General features: G+C 46.6%; 17 protein-coding genes and 1 tRNA gene. 9 read left to right on the top strand and 9 right to left on the bottom strand.

The genetic code is table 11. From position 1 onward, the window contains the following. Nucleotides 1-89 precede the first annotated feature (89 nt). Nucleotides 90-3,764 carry an efflux RND transporter permease subunit gene (locus DOM22_RS12040; protein ID WP_142700615.1) on the top strand — a complete coding sequence of 1,225 codons (3,675 nt, stop codon included), beginning with the start codon at nt 90-92 and terminating at the stop codon, nt 3,762-3,764. A gap of 2 nt (nt 3,765-3,766) precedes the next feature. Here DOM22_RS12040 and DOM22_RS20100 read toward each other — a convergent pair whose 3' ends face one another. From DOM22_RS20100 to DOM22_RS12025, 4 genes are all read right to left on the bottom strand, one after another. Continuing rightward, nucleotides 3,767-4,153 (bottom strand): hypothetical protein, encoded by a 387-nt coding sequence (locus DOM22_RS20100; RefSeq protein ID WP_246845608.1) that lies wholly within the window; start codon nt 4,151-4,153, stop codon nt 3,767-3,769. Nucleotides 4,154-4,291: 138 nt separating this feature from the next. Then, complete coding sequence (locus DOM22_RS20095; RefSeq protein ID WP_246845607.1) at nt 4,292-4,666, bottom strand: hypothetical protein; 375 nt, start codon at nt 4,664-4,666, stop codon at nt 4,292-4,294. Further along, complete coding sequence (locus tag DOM22_RS12030; RefSeq protein ID WP_142700614.1) at nt 4,663-5,106, bottom strand: FixH family protein; 444 nt, start codon at nt 5,104-5,106, stop codon at nt 4,663-4,665. Before DOM22_RS12030 ends, DOM22_RS20095 begins: the two co-directional genes overlap by 4 nt. Further along, nucleotides 5,107-5,661, bottom strand: coding sequence for a redoxin domain-containing protein (locus tag DOM22_RS12025; RefSeq protein WP_142700613.1), 555 nt, complete (start codon nt 5,659-5,661; stop codon nt 5,107-5,109). A gap of 109 nt (nt 5,662-5,770) precedes the next feature. Here DOM22_RS12025 and DOM22_RS12020 point away from each other — a divergent pair, with 109 nt between their 5' ends. The 3 genes from DOM22_RS12020 (at nt 5,771) to DOM22_RS12010 (ending at nt 12,310) form a co-directional block, all read left to right on the top strand. Next, entirely contained in the window at nt 5,771-7,861 is a 2,091-nt protein-coding gene (locus DOM22_RS12020) for a site-specific recombinase (RefSeq protein WP_142700612.1), read from the top strand. A 339-nt stretch (nt 7,862-8,200) separates the two neighbouring features. Next, complete coding sequence (locus DOM22_RS12015; RefSeq protein ID WP_142700611.1) at nt 8,201-9,820, top strand: S8 family serine peptidase; 1,620 nt, start codon at nt 8,201-8,203, stop codon at nt 9,818-9,820. A gap of 270 nt (nt 9,821-10,090) precedes the next feature. Next, nucleotides 10,091-12,310 carry a cation:proton antiporter gene (locus DOM22_RS12010; RefSeq protein ID WP_142700610.1) on the top strand — a complete coding sequence of 740 codons (2,220 nt, stop codon included), beginning with the start codon at nt 10,091-10,093 and terminating at the stop codon, nt 12,308-12,310. Here DOM22_RS12010 and DOM22_RS12005 read toward each other — a convergent pair. After that, a complete protein-coding gene (locus DOM22_RS12005; protein ID WP_142700609.1) occupies nt 12,303-12,953 on the bottom strand; it encodes a transposase in 651 nt (216 codons plus the stop codon). The genes DOM22_RS12010 and DOM22_RS12005 overlap by 8 nt on opposite strands. An 82-nt stretch (nt 12,954-13,035) precedes the next feature. Continuing rightward, a complete protein-coding gene (locus DOM22_RS12000; protein WP_142700608.1) occupies nt 13,036-14,439 on the bottom strand; it encodes an aldehyde dehydrogenase family protein in 1,404 nt (467 codons plus the stop codon). A gap of 597 nt (nt 14,440-15,036) precedes the next feature. On the opposite strand from DOM22_RS12000, the gene DOM22_RS11995 reads away from it, so the two are divergent. The 5 genes from DOM22_RS11995 (at nt 15,037) to DOM22_RS11975 (ending at nt 17,988) form a co-directional block, all read left to right on the top strand. Next, nucleotides 15,037-15,444: a hypothetical protein gene (locus DOM22_RS11995; RefSeq protein ID WP_142700607.1), complete on the top strand. Its 408-nt coding sequence runs from the start codon at nt 15,037-15,039 to the stop codon at nt 15,442-15,444. Further along, entirely contained in the window at nt 15,426-15,743 is a 318-nt protein-coding gene (locus DOM22_RS11990) for a hypothetical protein (RefSeq protein WP_142700606.1), read from the top strand. Before DOM22_RS11995 ends, DOM22_RS11990 begins: the two co-directional genes overlap by 19 nt. Next, the gene (locus DOM22_RS11985; RefSeq protein WP_142700605.1) at nt 15,730-16,080 is read left to right on the top strand and encodes a hypothetical protein; all 351 of its coding nucleotides are present in this window, start codon (nt 15,730-15,732) and stop codon (nt 16,078-16,080) included. The genes DOM22_RS11990 and DOM22_RS11985 overlap by 14 nt, the downstream gene beginning before the upstream one ends. A 91-nt stretch (nt 16,081-16,171) precedes the next feature. After that, nucleotides 16,172-16,993, top strand: a complete 822-nt coding sequence (locus tag DOM22_RS11980) for a TIGR02147 family protein (RefSeq protein WP_142700604.1) — start codon at nt 16,172-16,174, stop codon at nt 16,991-16,993. Beyond that, nucleotides 16,990-17,988 carry a hypothetical protein gene (locus tag DOM22_RS11975; protein ID WP_142700603.1) on the top strand — a complete coding sequence of 333 codons (999 nt, stop codon included), beginning with the start codon at nt 16,990-16,992 and terminating at the stop codon, nt 17,986-17,988. The genes DOM22_RS11980 and DOM22_RS11975 overlap by 4 nt, the downstream gene beginning before the upstream one ends. 1 nt (nt 17,989) lies before the next feature. On the opposite strand, the gene DOM22_RS11970 is transcribed toward DOM22_RS11975, so the two are convergent. The 3 genes from DOM22_RS11970 to DOM22_RS11960 all read right to left on the bottom strand — a co-directional run bounded on the left by DOM22_RS11970 (nt 17,990) and on the right by DOM22_RS11960 (nt 20,057). Continuing rightward, a complete protein-coding gene (locus tag DOM22_RS11970; protein ID WP_142700602.1) occupies nt 17,990-18,784 on the bottom strand; it encodes an ABC transporter substrate-binding protein in 795 nt (264 codons plus the stop codon). A 157-nt stretch (nt 18,785-18,941) separates the two neighbouring features. Next, nucleotides 18,942-19,024: transfer RNA gene (locus DOM22_RS11965), tRNA-Leu, on the bottom strand. A 115-nt stretch (nt 19,025-19,139) separates the two neighbouring features. Further along, nucleotides 19,140-20,057 carry a hypothetical protein gene (locus tag DOM22_RS11960; protein WP_142700601.1) on the bottom strand — a complete coding sequence of 306 codons (918 nt, stop codon included), beginning with the start codon at nt 20,055-20,057 and terminating at the stop codon, nt 19,140-19,142. Nucleotides 20,058-20,072 lie beyond the last annotated feature (15 nt).

The raw sequence follows: 20,072 nt of genomic DNA, 5'->3' as shown, positions 1-20,072 counted from the left end.
TACGCAAATAATAAGTTGTCCTTTGTCATGATTGCCTCCACAAATTCCGCGCGCTGGGATTTGCCTCTACAATCGAGGGGAGGTCGATCATGCGTATTTCTGACGTCTCCATTCGCAATGCTGTGTTCTCGTGGATGCTGTTTGCTGCATTCATCATTTTCGGCTTTATCTCATTTATGCGTTTGGGTGTGAGTCAGCTTCCTGACGTCGACTTTCCAGTCGTGAATGTTTCCATTACTCTTTTGGGAGCCGCACCAGAAATTATGGAAACCTCCGTCGTCGATCCGATCGAGGACGCGCTGTCCTCCGTGCAGGGAGTGGAGCGCATCAGCTCCGTCAGTAAAACCGGTATTGCCAATATCACCATCGAATTTGAACTGGACCGCAATATTGATGTGGCCTTGCAAGAGGTGCAAACCAAGGTTGCGCAAGCCCAGCGTCTGTTACCACCGGCTGTGGATCCGCCCAGCATAACCAAGACCAATCCCGATGATCAGCCGATTTTGTGGCTGGCTTTGGTGTATGAAAAAAATGATCCGTATTTTTTAATGACCTATGCCAAGGATTATCTGAAAGACCGCTTTACCATGGTGTCAGGGGTGGGGGATATCATCCTTGGGGGTTATACTGATCCTGCCATGCGGGTATGGGTGGATGCAGATAAACTTCGTAAACACAATATCGCTGTCAACGACGTAATGGCATCGATCACCAGTCAGCATACAGAAGTCCCTGGTGGATTTATTCAGAATCCCAAAAATGCCTTTAACGTCAGAACCCTCGGGGAGTTTAAGGACGCCAAAGGGTTTGATAACATGATCATCAATAAGCGTGCGGGTATGGTGATCCAGGATCCCTTTAATACAATTCGTTTGAAAGATGTTGGGTTCGCCAAAGAGTCCCTTGCGGAAATGTATCGTATCTCGCGCTTTGATGGTGTGATGGCTTTGGGGCTGGGAATAAAAAAACAACTGGGGTCAAATGCCGTGGCGGTCGCTAATGCCGTCAAAGAGCAAATGAAAGAGATCCAAAAAGATCTGCCTGAAGGCATGCGTCTGGCCATCAATTTCGACTCCTCTCGCTATATCGAACAAAGTATTCATGAAATGATCAAGCATTTGATCTTGGCAGTAATTTTGACGTCCATCGTGTGCTGGGTGTTCTTGGGAAGTTTCACTGCGACCTTGAATGTGTTGCTGGCGATTCCGACCTCCATTATGGGCGCCTTCATTGGTCTATATTTCTTTGGTTTTACTTTAAATACGTTCACTTTGCTTGGATTGACTCTCGCCATTGGTATCGTTGTTGATGATGCCATCATGGTTCTTGAAAATATATTCCGGTATAACGAGCGGGGACTGAGGCCGATTGAATCTGCCATCGTTGGCGCGCGGGAAATCACCTTTGCGGCATTGGCGGCCAGTATCGCGATCATTGCGATTTTTTTACCCGTGGCCTTCATGAAAGGTGTGATCGGAAAATTCTTTTTGCAATATGGGATCACAATTTCACTGGCCGTGATGTTGTCGCTTCTTGAATCATTGACCATCACGCCGATGCGTTGCTCTTCGTTTGTTCACACTGGCGAGCGTACAACACGCATCGGGAAGTCCTTTGAATGGTTTATGGCCAAGTGGAAAGAGTTTTATGGGAAGTCTTTAAATTGGACCCTGGCGCATCGTTGGTCGGTTCTGGCAGTTTCAATCGTGTTCGTGGCGGTTTCTTTCGTTTCAGTTAAATCCTTGAATAAAGAAATGACACCGACCATGGATCAAAGTCTTTTCATCATGCGTTTATTTTTACCCATTGGAACTTCGCTGGCGACCTCGGATCAAAAAGCAAAAGAGATTGAGAAATGGATGCGCTCTCAGCAAGAAGTTGCTCATGTTTATGCGAGCGTCGGGGGCTTGGGGTCAGGTGGGGGCAGTGACGCCAATACGGGGATGATGTTCATCACCTTAAAAGACAAAGGTAATCGGGGCATAGCACCTGGTCAGGTTAAAGAACGCTCGCAACAAGAATTCATGTCCTATGCGCGCAGTGAGCTTACTAAAAATATTCAAGGCGTGATGGTCTTTATGATGGATCCCTCCAGTCGGGGATTTTCGACAGGGAAAGGTTATCCGATAGAATTTATCTTGCAAGGTCCGGATTGGGCCAAGCTTGAAGAGTTGAATAATAAATTTAAAGAAGACATGCGTAATTCAAAACTGATGGTCGACGTCGATTCTGATTACCTTGCGGGTATGCCGGAAATTCAAGTGACTCCGGCGCGGGATAAGGCCGCTCGCCGTGGGGTCAGTGCTGAAGATATCGGGATCACCGTGCAGGCGATGATTGGTGGGGTTAAGAATGGTCAGTACACCAAAGACGGGCATCGCTACGACGTTTATGTGCAGTTAAAGAAAACTCCCGATCCTCGCGATGAATTTAGTAAATTATTAATTGCCAATGATCGTAACAACCTGATTCCCATCACTCAGGTGGCCGAGGTTGAGCAACGGGCTAGTCTGCAGCAGGTGACTCGGGTGAATCGTCAACGCGCGATTACGATGTATGCGAATTTAGCTCCGGGAGTTTCACAACAAAAAGCGTTGGAGTTTATATTTAATAAAAGTAAGGAGCTTCCCGAGGGTTATCATATCGATCAATCTGGAGCCGCAAAATCTTTCAGTGAGTCATTTAATAGTTTGATATTTGCGTTGGCATTGGGCGTGATCGTCGCCTACATGGTTTTAGCCAGTCAGTTCAATTCGTTCTTGGATCCGCTGACGATCTTGATGGCTTTGCCGTTTAGCTTTTCCGGCGCTTTCTTTGCCCTCAATCTCACTGGGCAAAGCATCAACATGTATTCGATGATTGGTATTTTGCTGTTGATGGGGATTGTGAAAAAGAACTCGATTCTTTTGATCGACTTTACCAATGCCGTTCGTGATCGCGCGGGAGGAACTGACGTCACTGCAGATGCGGCGTTGAAGGAAGCCTGCCCGGTGCGTTTACGTCCGATCATTATGACCAGTGTGGCGACGATCACTGCGGCCTTGCCATCGGCCCTCGCACAAGGGGCGGGTTCTGAAACATTTAAACCCATGGCGATCACGTTGATCGGCGGGGTTTTGGTTTCAACGTTACTGACTTTGTATGTGGTTCCTGTCGTTTATTCGCTATCAGATCGATTCCGCAAGCGTGACGCCAGACAAAAAGATGTGCGTGAAGCATTCCTAAAAGTCGGAGATGCGACTTCCATCAATGCCGATGGTGTACCAGTCTTAAATAATGGTGAAGGTCCACAGCCTGCAGATCAGGAGGCAACGACCGCGTCGCAAGATTACTTTAAGCAAGATCAAACCATGCCGGAATTTTCAGAAGATAATGATCAGAATGAACCGCGAAAGGAGCCCGCTATGTCACAGACTAATCATGAAAAACCGAAACGAGGCTTTTTTGACTTTCTAAAAAGAAAGTACCAACCCAAAACCGAAAAGAAACCCTCGAAAGTACTTTCGCCGGATCAAAACGCCCACGCCGAAGATGTGCATCCGTCACCAACAGTGCCATCGCGACCGCCACGCGCTGAAGATATCGAAGGTGATTTTGATCGAGGAATGCCTCATGTGGCAGAAGTCCGCTCTATGTCAGAAGCAAATAAAGACCGCCGGGATCGTGAAAGGGAAGAACGCCGTATGATTCGCGAAGAGAAACGTAAAGCCAATCGCTCAATGTTAAGTCAGCATCCGGATCGGGACCGCGATCGCGATCATTGAAATTAACGCTGCCAGCGCGTCTGGAAACTCAATGTCACAGTTTTGGAAAGGCTTGAGTTTTCGGGCGTGCCGAACAAAGTTTGGTCGGCGTAAGAAAACGTCCAAGCATTCTCAAGACCCATCATATAATTTACCATCGCAGACCACGTGACATTTTTTTGAACAGCACCTGACGATGTCTGCGCGCCTGAAATCGCAACCGCATCTTCATACATACCGGTAAAGCTTGTGCCGACTCTGAAGTCGCCTTTATTCCAACCACCACCCACAGTCCAGCTGTGACCCAAATCAGGATTGGCCGTGATCGTACCACCAGAAGATTCGCTGGTAAAATCACGGGCAAAGGACTTATGCAGCTCCACGCTGGAATTTAGATCCCATGTGCCCATGGTTTTGATAAAAGCTACCCCTCCGCCAACGGTGAAAAATCCACGACCGCGGGAATCTGCAGCTAAGACATTGGTAGCATCATACACGGAAGGGGATGTCGGCAGAGTGACTTGTAAGAACGTGATGCCTTTGGGTTTTCAGCGAGAGTAGCTAAGCTCCGGGAAAGTTTCATGACCCAGGTTCAAAGAGATATCGCCCATTCCTGTGCTATCTTCATTCGCAACTTGGCGGCTGACGACGGGAATAGAAATACCGCTTTGAAGGGAGTCAGTCAGTAGCGTGGCTGCTTCAATTTTAAATGTCTGGCTGTGGTTGTCATCACCGCGCTTGATCCATTTCTGATTGGGTAAAACCTCATCAGTTACTTGGCCGTAACTTAAAGAACTTGTGATCTGGGCTTTATCGTCACCCATAATTAAAGCCGGAAATGCAAAACCGCCACCGCAACAGCTGGCAGCGAATGCTCGCGAACTTAAAGCAAGGAATAAGAAAGCCAGGATGAAATGCTTCACAGCTGAAGACTTTCAATCACATGATCAACCGTCGTCGCGCCATCTTTTAAGAAGATACGAACTTCCCAGTCACCAGGCATAATAAAGAACACGCGATGAACACGGTACACGCCGGTTTCAATTTTATCGATCTTTACAGGTGAGGAACCATGCCCCATCGAAGGCATCCACAAAATCACACTTAAAGCCGTTGTCGGGTCTGTATAAGGACCATTTATCGTGGCAGTGGATTCATTCCAGAATTTTAAAATGAATTCTGACTCGTCAGGAGATTGAGGTCCCGACACCCACTGAATAGAAGCACACAGCTGGGATTGTGCAAGTTTTAAGGTGCACTCCGCAGCTGGTGGTGACTGGGCATTATTTTTTGCCGCCGGATTGATATAGTCAGGACGGGCACAGGCAGTCAGAAATAACAATCCCAGCAAAAGTTTTTTCATCTAGCTGTCCTCGCGTTGAATGAAGCAACCTAAAGCTCGGCCTTCTTTCATGCGCACGGTTTTGCCAGCTTGAATATCTTCCAGTGCATCTTTTAAGAATTGTTTTTTCGCCGAAGGACCCACGTGACTGTCGGTCACGCCGCCTTGATACACAATTTCTCCCGCCGGATTTACGACAAAGGCATGGGGAGTTTTCAAAGCACCGAAGTCGTTCGCTAACCGTGACTTGGAATCTTGAATGACGGGAAATGGCAAAGCTGCTTTTTCGAAATGTTCTTTGGTCATCGCCGATTGTTCGTCAGAATTGGAGTGAACCGCGACGAAATTGAAATCTTTAAATTCAGCAGACATATCTTTTAGCAAGCTTTCGTGGCTGGCAGAACAAGGGCATTTTGCTGACATGAAAATAACGACAGTGCCTTTTGCTGCAGCCTTCGTTTCTAGATGGACGAATTTGTCATTCAACACATTCGTTCCATCGATCGAAGAGACTTGTTTGGCGGCCCAAGTATTTACTGACCCCAAGAATGATATAAGAAGAATGAATCGTTTCATGGGGTGGTTCTAACACAGAGGGTCTTAGAGGCAAGATGGCAAATTGTTGCACCTAAGTTTTTGACGCGCCTTGCTTGCAGGAAGGGATGTGTTCGGGCAAAATTTCCCCATGTTTGATCAACTTCGCAAGTACTTTCACCGATTTAAACTTCATCGCCAACGCAGTAACGTGCACAGTGATTTGGATGCCCTGTTAAGCTTTGCTTCAGATCAAAAGAATCTAGAAGACCAGCTTCATTGGTTGGTGAATTTATTACGTTGGGTGCGCTATGAAGGTACTGCGGTGGAGGGGTTGGATAACTCTTCTGGGCATGTTCCCATTGCACGTCTTCGTTATGTATTGATGGTGTTAGATCGCAATCCCGGCTGGAAGCGCGATGTGGCTGTGATCTTGCGTTCGGTGATTAAGAACGTCAGCGGTCTTGAGCTCTATACAGAGACGGGTCTCCCACATGAAGTAGGGGTGATCGGGGAGTTCTTTGATCGCATGATGATGAAAATCCTGCCGAGTCCTCCGTTGGATCACGAACTGGGTTATCTGTTTTGGGAGTTGTTCCCAAGTGCCAAGGATCCGATGTGGATCGCTTCGATTGATCACGTTTTATTCGATAAATTAGTGGAGCTTTTTAACTACGACGTTTCACCGCTCGAATCAGATTGGAATCGTCTGGATCGCGACATGGAAGATGCTTTGATTTATCTGGGCATTCAAGTTCGCGCCATCGGTCTTTCACCAGGGATTCGTCATCGCCTGGATAAACCCAACTTCCGTGACTCTGCTTTCTTTAATTTGGTGCGCGTTCTGGAAGACTTCCTATCGGCTCATCAATCCGGTAAGCCGGAGCTGTTCTATGAAAAGGCGTCGCGCTTACGCTTGTTGGTTTGGGAGTGTCGTCGGGAACTGACGCAAGTGTATCGTCACTTGGACGAGTACGGTGTCAGCGTGAATCTGGTTTTCCAGATGACTCGCTTAAGAATTTATCTGCAGCGCATGGACAGTCTGGTGGACATTCTTATCACAGATGTTCCAGATGCAAAAAAGGTGACGTCATTTCTAGCAAATCTAATTGAAGAAAATCATGATTTGCAAAGTGTGGGTGCACTCCTTTCACAAAACATCAATTTGCTCGCTAAGAAAATGGTCGAGCGTGCAGCAGAAACCGGCGAGCACTATATTACTCGCACCAAAGAAGAATACCGTCGCATGGTCCAAGCTGCCGCGGGTGGCGGTTTTGTCACTGCATTCACTGTCTATATTAAGACAGGAATTCTGGCATTGGGTCCTTCTGAATTTATGATCGGTGTTCTGGCATCGACAAACTATGCGATCAGTTTCATCGTGATCCATCTTGCGGGTTTTACTTTAGGAACTAAGCAGCCTGCAATGACAGCGCCAGCACTTGCAGAGCAAATGCGCGACGTAGATACTGAAGAGGGCATGGAGCGCATGGTGGATCAGATTGCGCATATTATCCGCTCGCAAGTGGCAGCAGTGGGTGGAAACATCTTGATGGTGGTTCCAACAACACTCGTTATTGATACGATTTTTTTTCTGGTTTCTGGGCGTCATATTATGTCAGATGCAACGGCGATTAAAGCCTTCACTTCGGTCGACATTTTTGGGCCTGCGATATTCTATGCTGCATTCACCGGTATACTCTTGTGGTTCTCAAGTTTATTTGCTGGATGGGGGGACAACTGGTTTGCCCTGAATTCATTACGCACAACTTTGGCGCGCAGTCCTACACTGACAACTATATTTGGACGAGTCGGAGCGAGAAGAATTGCTTCATTCTTTGAGAAAAACATTTCCGGTCTTTTGGGAAATGCGTCCTTGGGTATTCTCTTGGGCTTTACTCCAGAGATCATGCGCTTTATCGGGATTCCATTGGATGTGCGCCATGTGACTCTTTCGTCGGGGACCATGGGGGCGGCCCTGCCGGTCATGGGTGCGTCCTTTTTAAAGACTTGGATTTTCTGGCGTGCGGTGATCGGTGTTCTTTGTATTGGTTTCTTTAACGTGACGGTAAGCTTTGCTATGGCCTTCTTGGTGGCGATCAAAGCCCGTGGAGTCACTCCACCCACTCGTCGTGCCATTCGCAAGGCTGTTTTTCGACGTCTCTTAAATCATCCACTGAGCTTTATCTTGCCGGTGGGAAAAACGGTTCCGAAATCCGCTCCAGGCGGGCATTCGCACTGATTTTTGGTGCTTAAAAACTGTTCATCGCCAGCATTAAATCAGCGCATTGCGTTACTTGCGCTGATTTAATTTTAAGCAACTAATCTCAGATAAAATCATGGCTTCCATAAGTACTTCTAATACTTTCGCACGAAATGGTTCTAGTTTTGAACTGGGGTGCCACTTTGGAACTACAACTCTGGGTTGACACCATGACAGATAATTTCACTTTTCTGCGTTCAAAAAAAATATGCAGGTGGTTCCAAAAGAGTACTTGATAAAATGTTCAGCATGAAATGAAGTGCCTCTCCATAAGGACTTCTAAAGGGTGAAGTCCATGGAATATGGGGGGACCTATTCATGAAACTTAATTTGTTTTCACTTATCCTGTCTCTGTTGGTTGCGACATCTGCTCATGCTGAGCGCGTTATCGTAATCATGAAAGACTCGCAAACTTTCCAAGCTGCTCACATGGCTTATAAAGTTAAAGGTTCTGGCGCTCTTAAAACTGGTAAAGCAGTTTCTACTCCAGTTGATGCTGAAATCGAACAATCTCTTGAAAACTTGAACACATTGATCGTGAATGCAAGAAACGACAATGAGATCTCTAAACTTCAAAACGACCCAGCAGTAGCTTACGTTGAAAAAGAAGTTTTCCATCCAGCTCCACTTCCAGTTCGTGGTTGGTTGGGCACTCCAGTTAAAAACACTCCGACAGTTCCGGGCGCGAAAACTCCATGGGGGATTATGGCAGTTAAAGCACCTCAAGCTTGGGCAAAGTCCAATCAAGGTCAAGGCGCTCGCGTTCTTGTTCTAGATACTGGTATCGATCAAAACCATCCTTCTTTGAAAGCTAACTTCGAACAAGGTAAAGACTTTACTGGTGAATCAGATGGTTCTGATTTCTCTGATAAAGTAGGTCACGGTTCACACTGCTCTGGTACGATTGCAGGTGTATTGGATAACAACGGTTTCACAGGTGTTGCTCCTCAAGCGAAAATCTTGATGGGTCGCGTATGCTCTGAAAACGGTTGCTCGAATGCAGCGATCGCAGCAGGTATCAACTGGGGTATCACTCAGAAAGTTGATGTGATCTCTATGTCTCTTGGTGGCGCATGGTCGACTCCAGGTGAGCGCGACGCTATCGCAAAAGCGGCTAAAGCAGGTCTTACTGTGGTAGCGGCTTCTGGTAACGATGGTACTGGTAAAGTTTCTTACCCAGCAGCTCTTCCAACAGTTATCGCAGTTGGTGCAGTGAATAGTGATCTTAAGAAAACGGACTTCTCTCAATGGGGTCCAGAATTGGCGATCGTAGCTCCGGGTGCAGCAGTTGTTTCTACAGTTCCGCAAGGCACTGGTCGTGAAGCTTCTGTTCAATTGACTGTTGCTGGTAAAAAAGCAGCGGTTAACTCCACAACTTTCCAAGGTGCTCGTGAAGTATTGACTGCTGAAACGAACTCATTGGTTGATTGCGGTCTTGGTAAAGACACTGACTTCGCTGGTAAAGACGTTAAAGGTAAGTACGCACTTATCGGTCGCGGCGAAATCAACTTCTCTGTTAAAATTCAAAACGCTATCAAAGCGGGTGCAGTTGGCGCAGTTATCTACAACAACGCTCCAGGTTTGATCCAAGGTGCTTTGACTTCTGACGGTTCAACTCTTCCAGTTGCTGTGTTCATGATTGAACAAGAAGTTGGTAAAAAAATCCAAACGACATTGGCAGCGGGCACAGAAGTTAAAGCGACTCTTCAAACAGTTGCAACTGACTACGCAGCTTTCGATGGGACTTCAATGGCAACTCCGCACGTTGCAGGTGTTGTAGCTCTTGTAAAAGCAGCTAATAAAAACCTTAACGGCGCTCAAGTTAAGCAAATCTTGCAATCAACTGCGACGGCTTTGGGTCCTAACACTCAAAACGAATACGGCGCGGGTATCGTAAATGCTGAAGCGGCAGTAGCCGCAGCTCTTCAAGCGAAGTAAGCGGTGAAAATGGCCCGTCTGACTTCGTTGTCGGGCCATCTCCTCGCTCCGACGGGCATATAGCCCGCCTGCGCTGCGGGGATAACCCTCCGCCTTGCATCCGAACCATTTTGACCGCTTATTTTAGCGCGATGGTTTTCTAAAGCTCCCGGTAAGGGGGCTTTTTGTTTTTGTGGCAACCGCTTCCGAGATAACGCGTGCAGTTACCGAAGCGGAGGTAAAAAGCTCCTCCCGTTGCCTCGGTGGGTTCCTAGAGCGTACGCTTTATGTATGCATAGTCTTCCGGCAATGATCAGCGATTTGGCTCTTATTCTAGGTACCGCGGGTATCGTGACTCTTCTCTTTAAAAGATTAAATCAACCTGTGGTCTTAGGTTATCTGGTTGCCGGATTTTTGATCGGACCTAAGGTCGGACTGTTTGGAACTGTCAGCAGCGCAGAAGGTGTTCAGCTTTGGGCTGACATCGGGGTGATCTTTCTTTTGTTCGCCTTGGGCCTGGAGTTCAGTTTTAAAAAGCTTTTCCGTGTGGGGGGCTCGGCTGGTGTGACGGCGTTGTTCGAAGTCGGCTTTATGACTTTGATCGGTTTTACGACGGGGAAGCTATTGGGTTGGGATTTGATGGACTGCCTGTTCCTGGGCGGAATTCTTGCGATTTCTTCGACGTCGATCTCTATGCGTACTATCGAAGAGATGGGTTTCAAGAATATGAAATTCGTCAGTATCGTTATGGGCGTCTTGGTTATCGAGGATCTGGTGGCGGTATTGCTGCTGGTATTCCTAACTTCAATTGCGCTGACTCGGGAGTTCGCGGGCAGTGATATGTTGCTGTCATTCCTTAAACTCGCGTTCTATTTATCCCTGTGGTTTGTGGTGGGGATCTTTTGGCTTCCGACGGCACTGAAGCGTGCACAAAAATTATTGAATGAAGAAACGATTCTGGTTGTGGCGGTAGGCTTGTGTCTTGCCATGGTGGTGTTTGCGGTGAAGGTGGGTTTCTCCGCAGCTTTGGGTGCCTTCATCACGGGATCGATCTTAGCTGAAACGATCGAAGGTGAGCGTATTCATCACTTGGTGAATCCCATCAAAACTTTATTCTCTGCTGTGTTCTTTATCTCGGTGGGGATGTTGATTGATCCGGATGTGATCACAGCCCACTGGCAGGTGATTCTGCTCTTGTCAGCGTTGGTGCTTATGGGAAAAACTTTGGGCGTGACCGTCGGAAGTGTTTTATCCGGTCAAACATTGAAGTCCAGTTTGCAGACGGGTATGAGTCTGTCCCAAATTGGAGAGTTTTCTTTCATTATTGCGACGGTGGGTGTGGGCTTTAAAGTTGTTCGACCCGAGCTCTATCCTTTAGCGGTATCTGTGAGTGTGGTGACAGCATTTACGACTCCATTTATGATTCGTATGGCTGATGGAGCATATGGTTTGCTTGAAAGAAAATTGCCACGAGACCTTATTGACTCTTTAGATCGCTATTCGATGTTTTCTTTCGCAATGACAGCGCACAAAGAATCCCGCGACCAAGTTCGTTCTTACATCTTTAAGATTTTTTTAAATGTGGTGATCGTGATTGGCGTGTTTTTGCTGATGGGCCGAGTGACATTGCCTTACTTATTAAATCACCAAGTCGAAGAGGGCTCTGCAAAGTTTCTGACTTTAACGGCAACTTTGATTTTAAGTTCACCGTTCTTATGGGCATTGGCTTTTGGTCGGACGAAGCAATTTGATAGCCTGGTCGCCGGCGGCTCTCGCGGAAGTCAGAACTATGTCTTTGTGGTTTCTAGAATTATGGTTGCCGTGGGATTGATCGGCGCAATGGTTGCGCAATTTGTTCCACTGGGGTGGGCTTTGGGAATCACTGCATGGATGGCGGTCGTTGTCGGTTATGTGCTTTCCACAAGGCTGCGGGCGATTTATCAGTGGTTTGAAAATCGTTTTATTTCAAACTTAACCGAAGATGTTCATAAGGTGGCACCAAAAACTCATAGCCAAGCCTTGGCTCCTTGGGATGCCCATTTGACTGAATTCCGTGTGCCAGCAGAAGCTCACTATGTGGGAATGCCTTTATCCGAGCTCTCCATTCGTGAACGTTTTGGTGTGACAGTGGCCTTGATCGAGCGCGGACGCAGAAAGATCATGGCGCCCGGTGCAGACGTGATGTTCATGCCTCAAGATATCGTATTCGTGATTGGAAATGATATTCAGCTCGCAGTATTTAAAGAATTCATCGATGCAGAACAGGATTACCAAACTCTGGAATCAGAAATTTCGGAATACTCATTGGAAAAATATCTGCTAACAGACAAATCAGCGTTCTTAGGGAAAAGCATTCGGGATAGCGGGCTTCGAGAAACAACCCATGGCTTAGTGGTCGGTATTGAACGCCAAGGTCGCCGTATTTTAAACCCCGACTCTGCCGAAATCCTGCAGGTCGATGATCTTCTGTGGATCGTAGGCGACCGCTCCCGCATCCTGGATCTCAGGTAACAGTTCCCTTTTCGTACTGCAGATCGTCTAAATAACTTCTCTTTTTCTTGGAATCTGGCGGAGGTGAAAACTCCCTTCGTCTTAGTCCCAGTCGAATTATTTCTTCCAGCTCTAAATGAAATGGTTCGTTCAGCCAATCATGATCAGGCGTGATTTGAGGCTGATCTCGGTGAAACCAATCACACATATTCCATTTCCAAGATGCTGGTTGGCTATTGAGCGAAGAGAATCGATAGTCATCCACCCGTGTGCAGATACCAGCTCGTACAGGGTTTCTAAAAACATATTTAATGCAGTTCCAATAGTAGGCTTCTGCGTTTATTACGGACCATTTGTATCGCGCCCCAAAAAAATGGTTGATGCGTCCGGATTGTTTGTTCGCTTTGCGAGCGACCTCCCGATGGAGATACTTCATGGCTTCCCCTAGATTTCTTTTCGGCGTGCTGATTATGAGATGATAGTGGTTGGACATTAAAACAAATGCGTGAATTTCGCAGGTGTATTGTTTTTTTAGTTCTTCGAAACAATCCAGAAAGATAGTCCACAAAATGTAATTTTCTAGATAAAATTTCTCTCGATTATTTGAACGGTTTGTAACGTGGTAGGGGAAATCGTCTGTTAAAATTAATGTTTTTCTAGGCATGCAATAGTGGATTGCAAACTCAGCGCCGATCCCATCTATGAACCGATTGAAAATGAAGCGGCGTGTTCCGAAAAGGGAACTGTTACCCAGTAAAACGGATGATTTGCTTTAATAGATCGAGTTTGGTCTGGTTGTACGGAGGATAGATGATGGCCATCAATCTTCCGGCGAAGCCTTGTTTAAAGATCGCCTTTTTGTGGGAGAAGGTCTCAAAGCCATGGTACCCATGGTAAGCACCCAGACCACTTGCGCCCACGCCGCCAAACGGAAGGTGGGGATTCAATAACGAGATCAATGAATCATTAACCGATAGTGTTCCCGAACTTGTTTCCTTCATCAGTTTTTTGATGTTGTGCTCGGAATGGGAGTAGCAATAAATCGTCAAAGGCTTCGGGCGTTCGTTGATAAAGTGAACGACTTCGCTGATGTCTTTAAACTTCAAGATCGGTAAAATCGGGCCAAAGATCTCTTCATTCATCACTTTGGTGTGCGGATCAACGTTATCAAGCAGGGTCGGGGCAACGTAGTTTTGTTCAAGATCTACTTCACCTCCGGCAACCACGCTTGCGCTGTTACTGATCGCATCTTCAAGTAAGCCTTTAAGGCGATCCGTGTGGCGACGATTGATGATGCGGGCAAAGCTCTTGGATGATTTCACGTCATCTTTGCTGCTTCCGAAACTCTCTTGAAGTTGCACTTTAAGTGTTTGCAGGAATTCGTGATGGATGCTTTCTTGAATAAACAGGTAGTCCGGAGCCACACAAGTCTGTCCTGCATTCACGAATTTCGCCCAGATGATCTTTTGCGCCGCAAGTTTTAGGTTCGCTGTATTATCAATAACGGTCGGTGACTTGCCACCCAATTCCAAAGTGACTCGGGCCAGGCTGTGAGCGGCACCTTTCATGATAATTCTGCCAACCTCGGTACTGCCGGTGAAAAAGACGTGGTCAAAGGCCTGCTTTAAAAGTTCGGTCGTGGTTTCAGGACCACCTTCGATGACCGATACCTGTTCAGGCTTAAAGTACTTCGATAATAAAGAATGCATCAAACGGCTGGTGTGAGGGGCGTACTCGGAAGGTTTAATCACCGCTGCGTTCCCCGCAGCAAGGGCCGAAACCAGGGGGGCGATCGTTAAATACAAAGGATAGTTCCACGGTGAAATGATCAGGCAAGACCCTAAGGCCTCAAAGCGCGTGTAACTTTTAGATCCAAATAAAAGCAGCGGAGTACAAACCCGTTGCGGCTTCATCCATTTTTTCAAATGCTTTTGCGCAAAACGGATTTCTTTTAAAAGAGGCATGATCTCAGTAGCCAGGGATTCTAACTCAGGCTTTTTAAAATCTTCGTATAAAGCTTTGCACAGTTCCTGTTGGTGATCGGTGATCATGCTTTTCAAGGATTCAAGATAATCATAGCGTTGGTGCCAGGATTCAGTACGGGCGTGTTGGGCGAATGACTTTTGACGAAGCACGAGTTGTTCAAGCATGCATTAAGTTTAGGCATTGAACAGCAGAAGGTAAAGCAGGGAGTGGTTGCATGAAGACAAAAAAAATGGGGGAGCACCTGCTCCCCCTGAATCGTGAGGGGAACCACCAAACCCTCATGATCCACAAAATAATTTTATTTCCGCGAAGATCTCACTCGTTCGGGCTTTCGAGCCACCGTGAGCCACAGGGTGTACATGACAACTCCTGAGTAGAAGAGGCAGAACATTGCAACTTCTCTTAATTCCATAAATTCGTACCTCCTTCTTAAGATCGTTTTCCTGTTTGAGGGTGTCAGCTGGCCTTCCGTGGCCTTCATCCCCCTCTAGAGCATCCATGCTCTGTTGTAAGTAAGACGATCTGCCCCCTGACAGGGGTTAATCGGGAAATAAAAAAAATGCGGAAAAAGTGGGCTTAAACGGTGGGAAACCCATAAAGGATCCGGGTTTCGTGGGGTTAGGCGGGGCGAAAAATCGGTCAACAGGTAAGAATGTTACGGTGGTGACCAGCGGGAACCACTTTGGCAGGTGGGTATCTTGTACCTTTTTTGAACTGCGCATAAAAATCACGTCAACAACAACTCACTCTTTAGGAGATTTATGCGCATTATTTTAGGTCTAGCTCTTTTACTATCCGCAGTGACAGCATCTGCAAACGATTCTTCCATCCCATTTATCAAAGTAAACTCGGTTAAATCTGTTAACGGCGAGATTACTTTTAAGGGCGGCGACGCTTACAAAATTTATGAAGCGTTGGGTTTGAGTGGTTCAGGCGCTCCTTGGTTCACACAGCGCAGTGTTTTAATCACAGGTCCTGATGGTTCTGTTTCTATCTATTGCAATCAAAAACGCAAAAACAACAAACAAGATAACGACTATTCAAAGCCGATTGAAACAATTCCTTCCACGACGGAGTGCTCAATCAGTTTTGGTCGTCCCTACGAATCTGATAATGACGGTGGCGACAATCACGTTTGGGAACCAAACTCGTGCCAAAGCAGAAACTAAACTTTCTATTTGCAGGGCTGTGGGGAGTTTCTCTCCTGGCCCTGTCTGTATTTAGCGGCTTTACAGTGCTGGGCTCTGTTGGTGATGTGAATTTTGAAATCGCCACGATGCTGACACCGCTGGGCTTGCTGCATATTTTAAGTGCTGATGAGCACTATCTGTATCCTTATTTGTTTCAAGCGACTCAAGCCCGTGAATATCTTTTCTCAGATCCTGGTTTTACGGCGAGCTGGATGGGATTAATCGCCGTGGCTTTGTATTTGTTAATCAGATTGCGAAAGACCCATGGAAAAACTTAGTTACGTCTATATCTTTCTGCAGTCGAGTACCATCGAAGTCTTCGTTTACTTTTTGTTTTACAGAGGTATGAAGCCTTTTGGTTCCACCTTCGTGTTGACCACTTTAGCTAATACTCTTACTCATCCGATTGTATTTTTTGTCGTCATGGCTTCGCGTTTAAGTTATCTAGAGGCGATACTGCTCGCCGAGGGTTTCGCATTTGTCGCTGAGTCCTTCCTGCATGCCTATTTCGGTAAGCTCCCTCTGAAAACGACCTGGAAAGCATCCCTCACAGCGAACTTGCTTTCGTGGCAATTGGCTCCGATCCTAACTTATTTGCTCTTTATAAATAGGTGATTTTTACACGTGATTTGTGACCGTATTATAATGGTGTCCATTGGGCACCACTAAGCTAGACAATCGCGTCAAAGCTGCATATACCAGCCCCATGATTTCACCTCTCGAATACCAAGATTACCAGACATTTTTGCAGGATCTTTTCTCCAGCAAGGTTTCCCAGCGTAACATGAGTCTTCGCGGCTTTGCGCGTATCGCGGGTATCTCTCATTCCTATTTGTCTCGCGTGATGAATTCGCAAAAGACTTTGTCTATCGCGTCTGCCAGCAAGATCAGTCAGATCCTGGATATGACTCCCGAAGAAGAAGCTCACTTGATGCGTTTAGTGGCACGTGACCAACTTGCAGAAAACTCGCGCAGTGGTCAGCAATTACGTGCCCGTATTTTAAAAACCAAACGTTCGCCTCAGAACAAAGTAACGTTAGATAATTTCAAAGCCGTGGCCGAGTGGCATCACTTTGCGATTCTGGCGCTTTTAAATACAAAAGACTTCCGTGGGACGGGTCGCTGGATCGGGGAGCGCTTGGGTATCCCGCACGAAATCGCGAAGGAATCTTTCGAGCGTCTGATTAAGCTTGGCTTCATTAGTAAAGAAAACGGCAAGTATGTTGCAATGAATGACGGGGATATCGAAACTCCCCATGATGTCGCCTCGCAAGCTGTGCGTGAAAATCACCGTCAGCATTTGCATCTGGCAGGATTGGCTTTGACGTCTTTGCCACCAGAACAGCTTGAATTTCAAAATGCCTCTATTCCTATGAACAAGGCGGATATTCCGAAAGCGAAAAAGCGTCTGCGCCTGTTTATGGATGCTTTCATCCGTGATCTTGAAAAAAGTCAGGGCGAAGAAGTTTTCCAAGTGAATTTGCAATTTTATATGCTTTCCAAAAAATCTGAAAAGGATCTTATATGAGATATTTCTCTGTGTTGATCGTTTTGCTAAGTGCTTCTTTAGTATTCGCAGCTCCACGCGTGAACAGTGGGGGGGGCGGCTGGGTTTGCCGCAAAATCGATGGCGGCGAGGTCCTTTGGGTTAAAGCCGCGGATTTAACCAAGGTTGAATTCGTACTACCAGGAAAGCTTGTTGAAAAAGAGGGAAGCGAGTGGGGCCTGTTAGAAGAGCAACGCGCTTACATTAAGCGTGTACTGCCAAAGCTGGATGCTCTTTTGGAAAAGCACCCTTTAAACATCCGCAGCAGACTACGCCCCGTTCCTGATGCTTTAAATTATCTACCGGATGCGGAGCTTCGTTATAAACCACCAGTCTCCAGCTGTCCTGCGGGAGTGGTGTCTTATGTTCAACTGGCAGACGCCAATCTTGATGGTGAAGTAATTTATTCAAGTCGTGTTTGGGGATTGCCTCAGTTCTCGAATTATCAGAAGGCAGCAATCCTGCTGCACGAAGAAATCTACTATGCCCTAAGGCAAGAGCTGGGTGATGAGAGTTCTTACCGCACTCGTCAAATCATGGGCTTGCTGTATTCGGGAATGAATGACGATCTTTTGCGTGGTGGTATTGACGAGGTGATTAAAGCGAAACCTCGGTCTCGCCCAGGGATTTTTGGTTTTGAGAACGGTCCAGCATTGTTCAACGTTCGTTTAGCGTGCTCGGTGATATTAAATAATCAGAATTCGTTCCCGTGGGTTTCTATTGTTCCGGGAGAGGTGACGCAAATGACGGTGGATGGATATCTGTTAAAGCTTTCCACTTCGTTGATTGATGGAAGCCCACTCAGTATGGAAGTGACTGACGAGAAAACGGGTTTTACAAGCGTGTTGGACGGTTCCGATATCGTGTCTGTCTTTAATTCCGTTCGTCGCACCACGATTACGTTGAAGCGCGACACCGAGCAGAGCATGAAGTTCAGCTGTGAATCCAGTAGCCCCTTGGATCGCGATCTATTATAAGTTAACGTGATTGTTTTGGCAGGGGTTCCCAATCGGTGAGCCCGTATTTAGCCAGGATCTTTTGCAGTTCGCCGCTTTGGCGAAGTTCCACAATGCCTTTTGAAAAAATCTTACCGTAGGCAACCGATTTTTTATTCTTCGGAGAAAACGCGGCCCATAATCTTGGATCATCTGCGACGTTTTCGCTGACTCGTTTATAGTCGTTCGGATTTAACTTTAGTTCTCTAAGAGTATATTTAAAGACGGCATCGTTTTCGATAAAAGCATCTAAGCGTTTGTTTTTAACCATGCGGAAAAGTTGTTCAAGCGGGTGATCACCCGACATAGAAATGAAGACGTCTTTGCGCTTACGGATAATATCATCAACCAAACCGCCATAGGCATAGCCATTGATCACACCGACTTTTTTGCCTTTCAAAGAAGGCTCGCCGGTATAGGTCCAAGTTGAGTCGCGTGGAACATAGAAATAGTCATCACCCGTACCAAAGGATTTTTCCGGAAAGACAAAATCGGGCGAGTCATTCACCATCGCACCCACAATAACATGGGCTTTGTTTTGACGGGTCTCATTGACGGCGCGAGCCCAATTGACGATTTCAAAATTTACTTTGTGGCCGTGTTTTTCAAAAATGCGGATGAAGGCTTCGATCATGTATCCGGGAGCGGCTTTGTTGTCGCAAACATAGGGACACCAGGTATCGGAACGCAATTCAATGGTGTCAGCTGATGCGGGAACGGAACTCATTAAAGTCGCTGCTATCGCTAGTGCGTACAAATAATGTTTAAGTGTTTTCACAGATCCCCCAATAGCCAAAATGGCGATACAGTAAATCTGTACTGTGTCTTCCTACAGCTTTCCATTTTATTTCATCGGATTGCGAACTTGTAACTACGAGAGAGGGAAAACTCACAGAATTAGACGTAACACTTGTGGAAATTTGCCACCGATAGAATGGTGCGCGGAGAGGGACTTGAACCCTCACGCTTGCGCATACGCCCCTCAAACGTACGTGTCTACCAATTCCACCACCCGCGCGCACCGAAAAGAAAAAGCTCCCAGGAGGAGCTTTGCTAAGGGACTTTAAATTTAACCTTGGGTGTGGGCGTCGTCAATGATGCGCGACGCGCCAAGGAGGGTGTATCACGTCCATTTACTTTTTAATCCAGATAAAAAGCGCAGCAACAGCACAAAAGAAAAGTACCACGTGGGCTTTTTGTGCCAGCTTGATCACTTTACTTTCGTAGGCCAAGTCGCGGGCAGCGTTGTTCGGATCATTGATAAGTCTTTTGCGGATATTTGTCGAGATTCGGTTCTCTGTCAGCCAGTACAAGTTGGCGCCTATGACCATGCTGATCATTCCAAAGACCATGGTTACGATCATAAGATCATCACCATTATTCATAGGCTTGCCACGCAGGTATCTTATACCGGTCGCGATAAGGACAGTCATCAAAGGTAATCCTACATATCGTGCCAACATGGAGCGCCAATTGCGAAGGACTTCTTCTATGCGCGCCCCTATGTGATCACCGACAATTGAAGTTCTGCGGTACTGTTCGATCTGTTCCATTGAGACCAGTTGCGGATTGTAGTTGGCAATTGATTCCAAAATATATTCACTACGCTCAAGTCCTACCGGAAATTTGTGCATGGATTTGTCTTTAAGATGAATCTCAATCCATCCGCCCAGTCTGGGAACGAATGCCAGTTTGACGGAGCTGATGTCTTTGTAAGCGATCTCAATCGTCTTGTTCGGTTTATCGAGGGTGATATCTTCTGGGGTGACATGCACTAACGTTTTGGAAAGCTCACGTGTTTTGCGCGCGGCCCAGAAAAGGACTGCAGACAGGCCAAGAAAGAGGGCTGTGGAGTTCCCTAAAGAGATCCTTGCTTGAGCGGAGCAATCACAAGTCGCATTATGGATAATTGCGCCAATTCCCAAAAGAAATAAGAAGCCCCCATAACCCATCTGGAAATAGGACCATCGGTTCAGCATTGGACGATACGCCAAAGTTCTTTTTAGATTACCTCTTGGAACGAACTGAATTTTTTCGGCTGCATTTGACATGAACCTTTATCGGCT

The organism is Bdellovibrio sp. ZAP7 (assembly GCF_006874645.1).
Lineage (GTDB): Bacteria > Bdellovibrionota > Bdellovibrionia > Bdellovibrionales > Bdellovibrionaceae > Bdellovibrio.
Note: the sequence above shows the minus strand (reverse complement) of the source record. Positions and strands in the feature narration are given on the sequence as shown.

Coding starts and splice junctions, on each gene's coding strand:
- DOM22_RS12000 (WP_142700608.1), bottom strand. CDS start 14,439: ATGCTTGAACAACTCGTGCTTCGTCAAAAGTCATTCGCCCAACACGCC.
- DOM22_RS11980 (WP_142700604.1), top strand. CDS start 16,172: ATGATTTCACCTCTCGAATACCAAGATTACCAGACATTTTTGCAGGAT.
- DOM22_RS12025 (WP_142700613.1), bottom strand. CDS start 5,661: ATGAAACGATTCATTCTTCTTATATCATTCTTGGGGTCAGTAAATACT.
- DOM22_RS12030 (WP_142700614.1), bottom strand. CDS start 5,106: ATGAAAAAACTTTTGCTGGGATTGTTATTTCTGACTGCCTGTGCCCGT.
- DOM22_RS12010 (WP_142700610.1), top strand. CDS start 10,091: ATGCATAGTCTTCCGGCAATGATCAGCGATTTGGCTCTTATTCTAGGT.
- DOM22_RS11985 (WP_142700605.1), top strand. CDS start 15,730: ATGGAAAAACTTAGTTACGTCTATATCTTTCTGCAGTCGAGTACCATC.
- DOM22_RS12005 (WP_142700609.1), bottom strand. CDS start 12,953: ATGCCTAGAAAAACATTAATTTTAACAGACGATTTCCCCTACCACGTT.
- DOM22_RS11995 (WP_142700607.1), top strand. CDS start 15,037: ATGCGCATTATTTTAGGTCTAGCTCTTTTACTATCCGCAGTGACAGCA.
- DOM22_RS11960 (WP_142700601.1), bottom strand. CDS start 20,057: ATGTCAAATGCAGCCGAAAAAATTCAGTTCGTTCCAAGAGGTAATCTA.
- DOM22_RS11975 (WP_142700603.1), top strand. CDS start 16,990: ATGAGATATTTCTCTGTGTTGATCGTTTTGCTAAGTGCTTCTTTAGTA.
- DOM22_RS12015 (WP_142700611.1), top strand. CDS start 8,201: ATGAAACTTAATTTGTTTTCACTTATCCTGTCTCTGTTGGTTGCGACA.
- DOM22_RS20100 (WP_246845608.1), bottom strand. CDS start 4,153: ATGGGCACATGGGATCTAAATTCCAGCGTGGAGCTGCATAAGTCCTTT.
- DOM22_RS12040 (WP_142700615.1), top strand. CDS start 90: ATGCGTATTTCTGACGTCTCCATTCGCAATGCTGTGTTCTCGTGGATG.
- DOM22_RS12020 (WP_142700612.1), top strand. CDS start 5,771: ATGTTTGATCAACTTCGCAAGTACTTTCACCGATTTAAACTTCATCGC.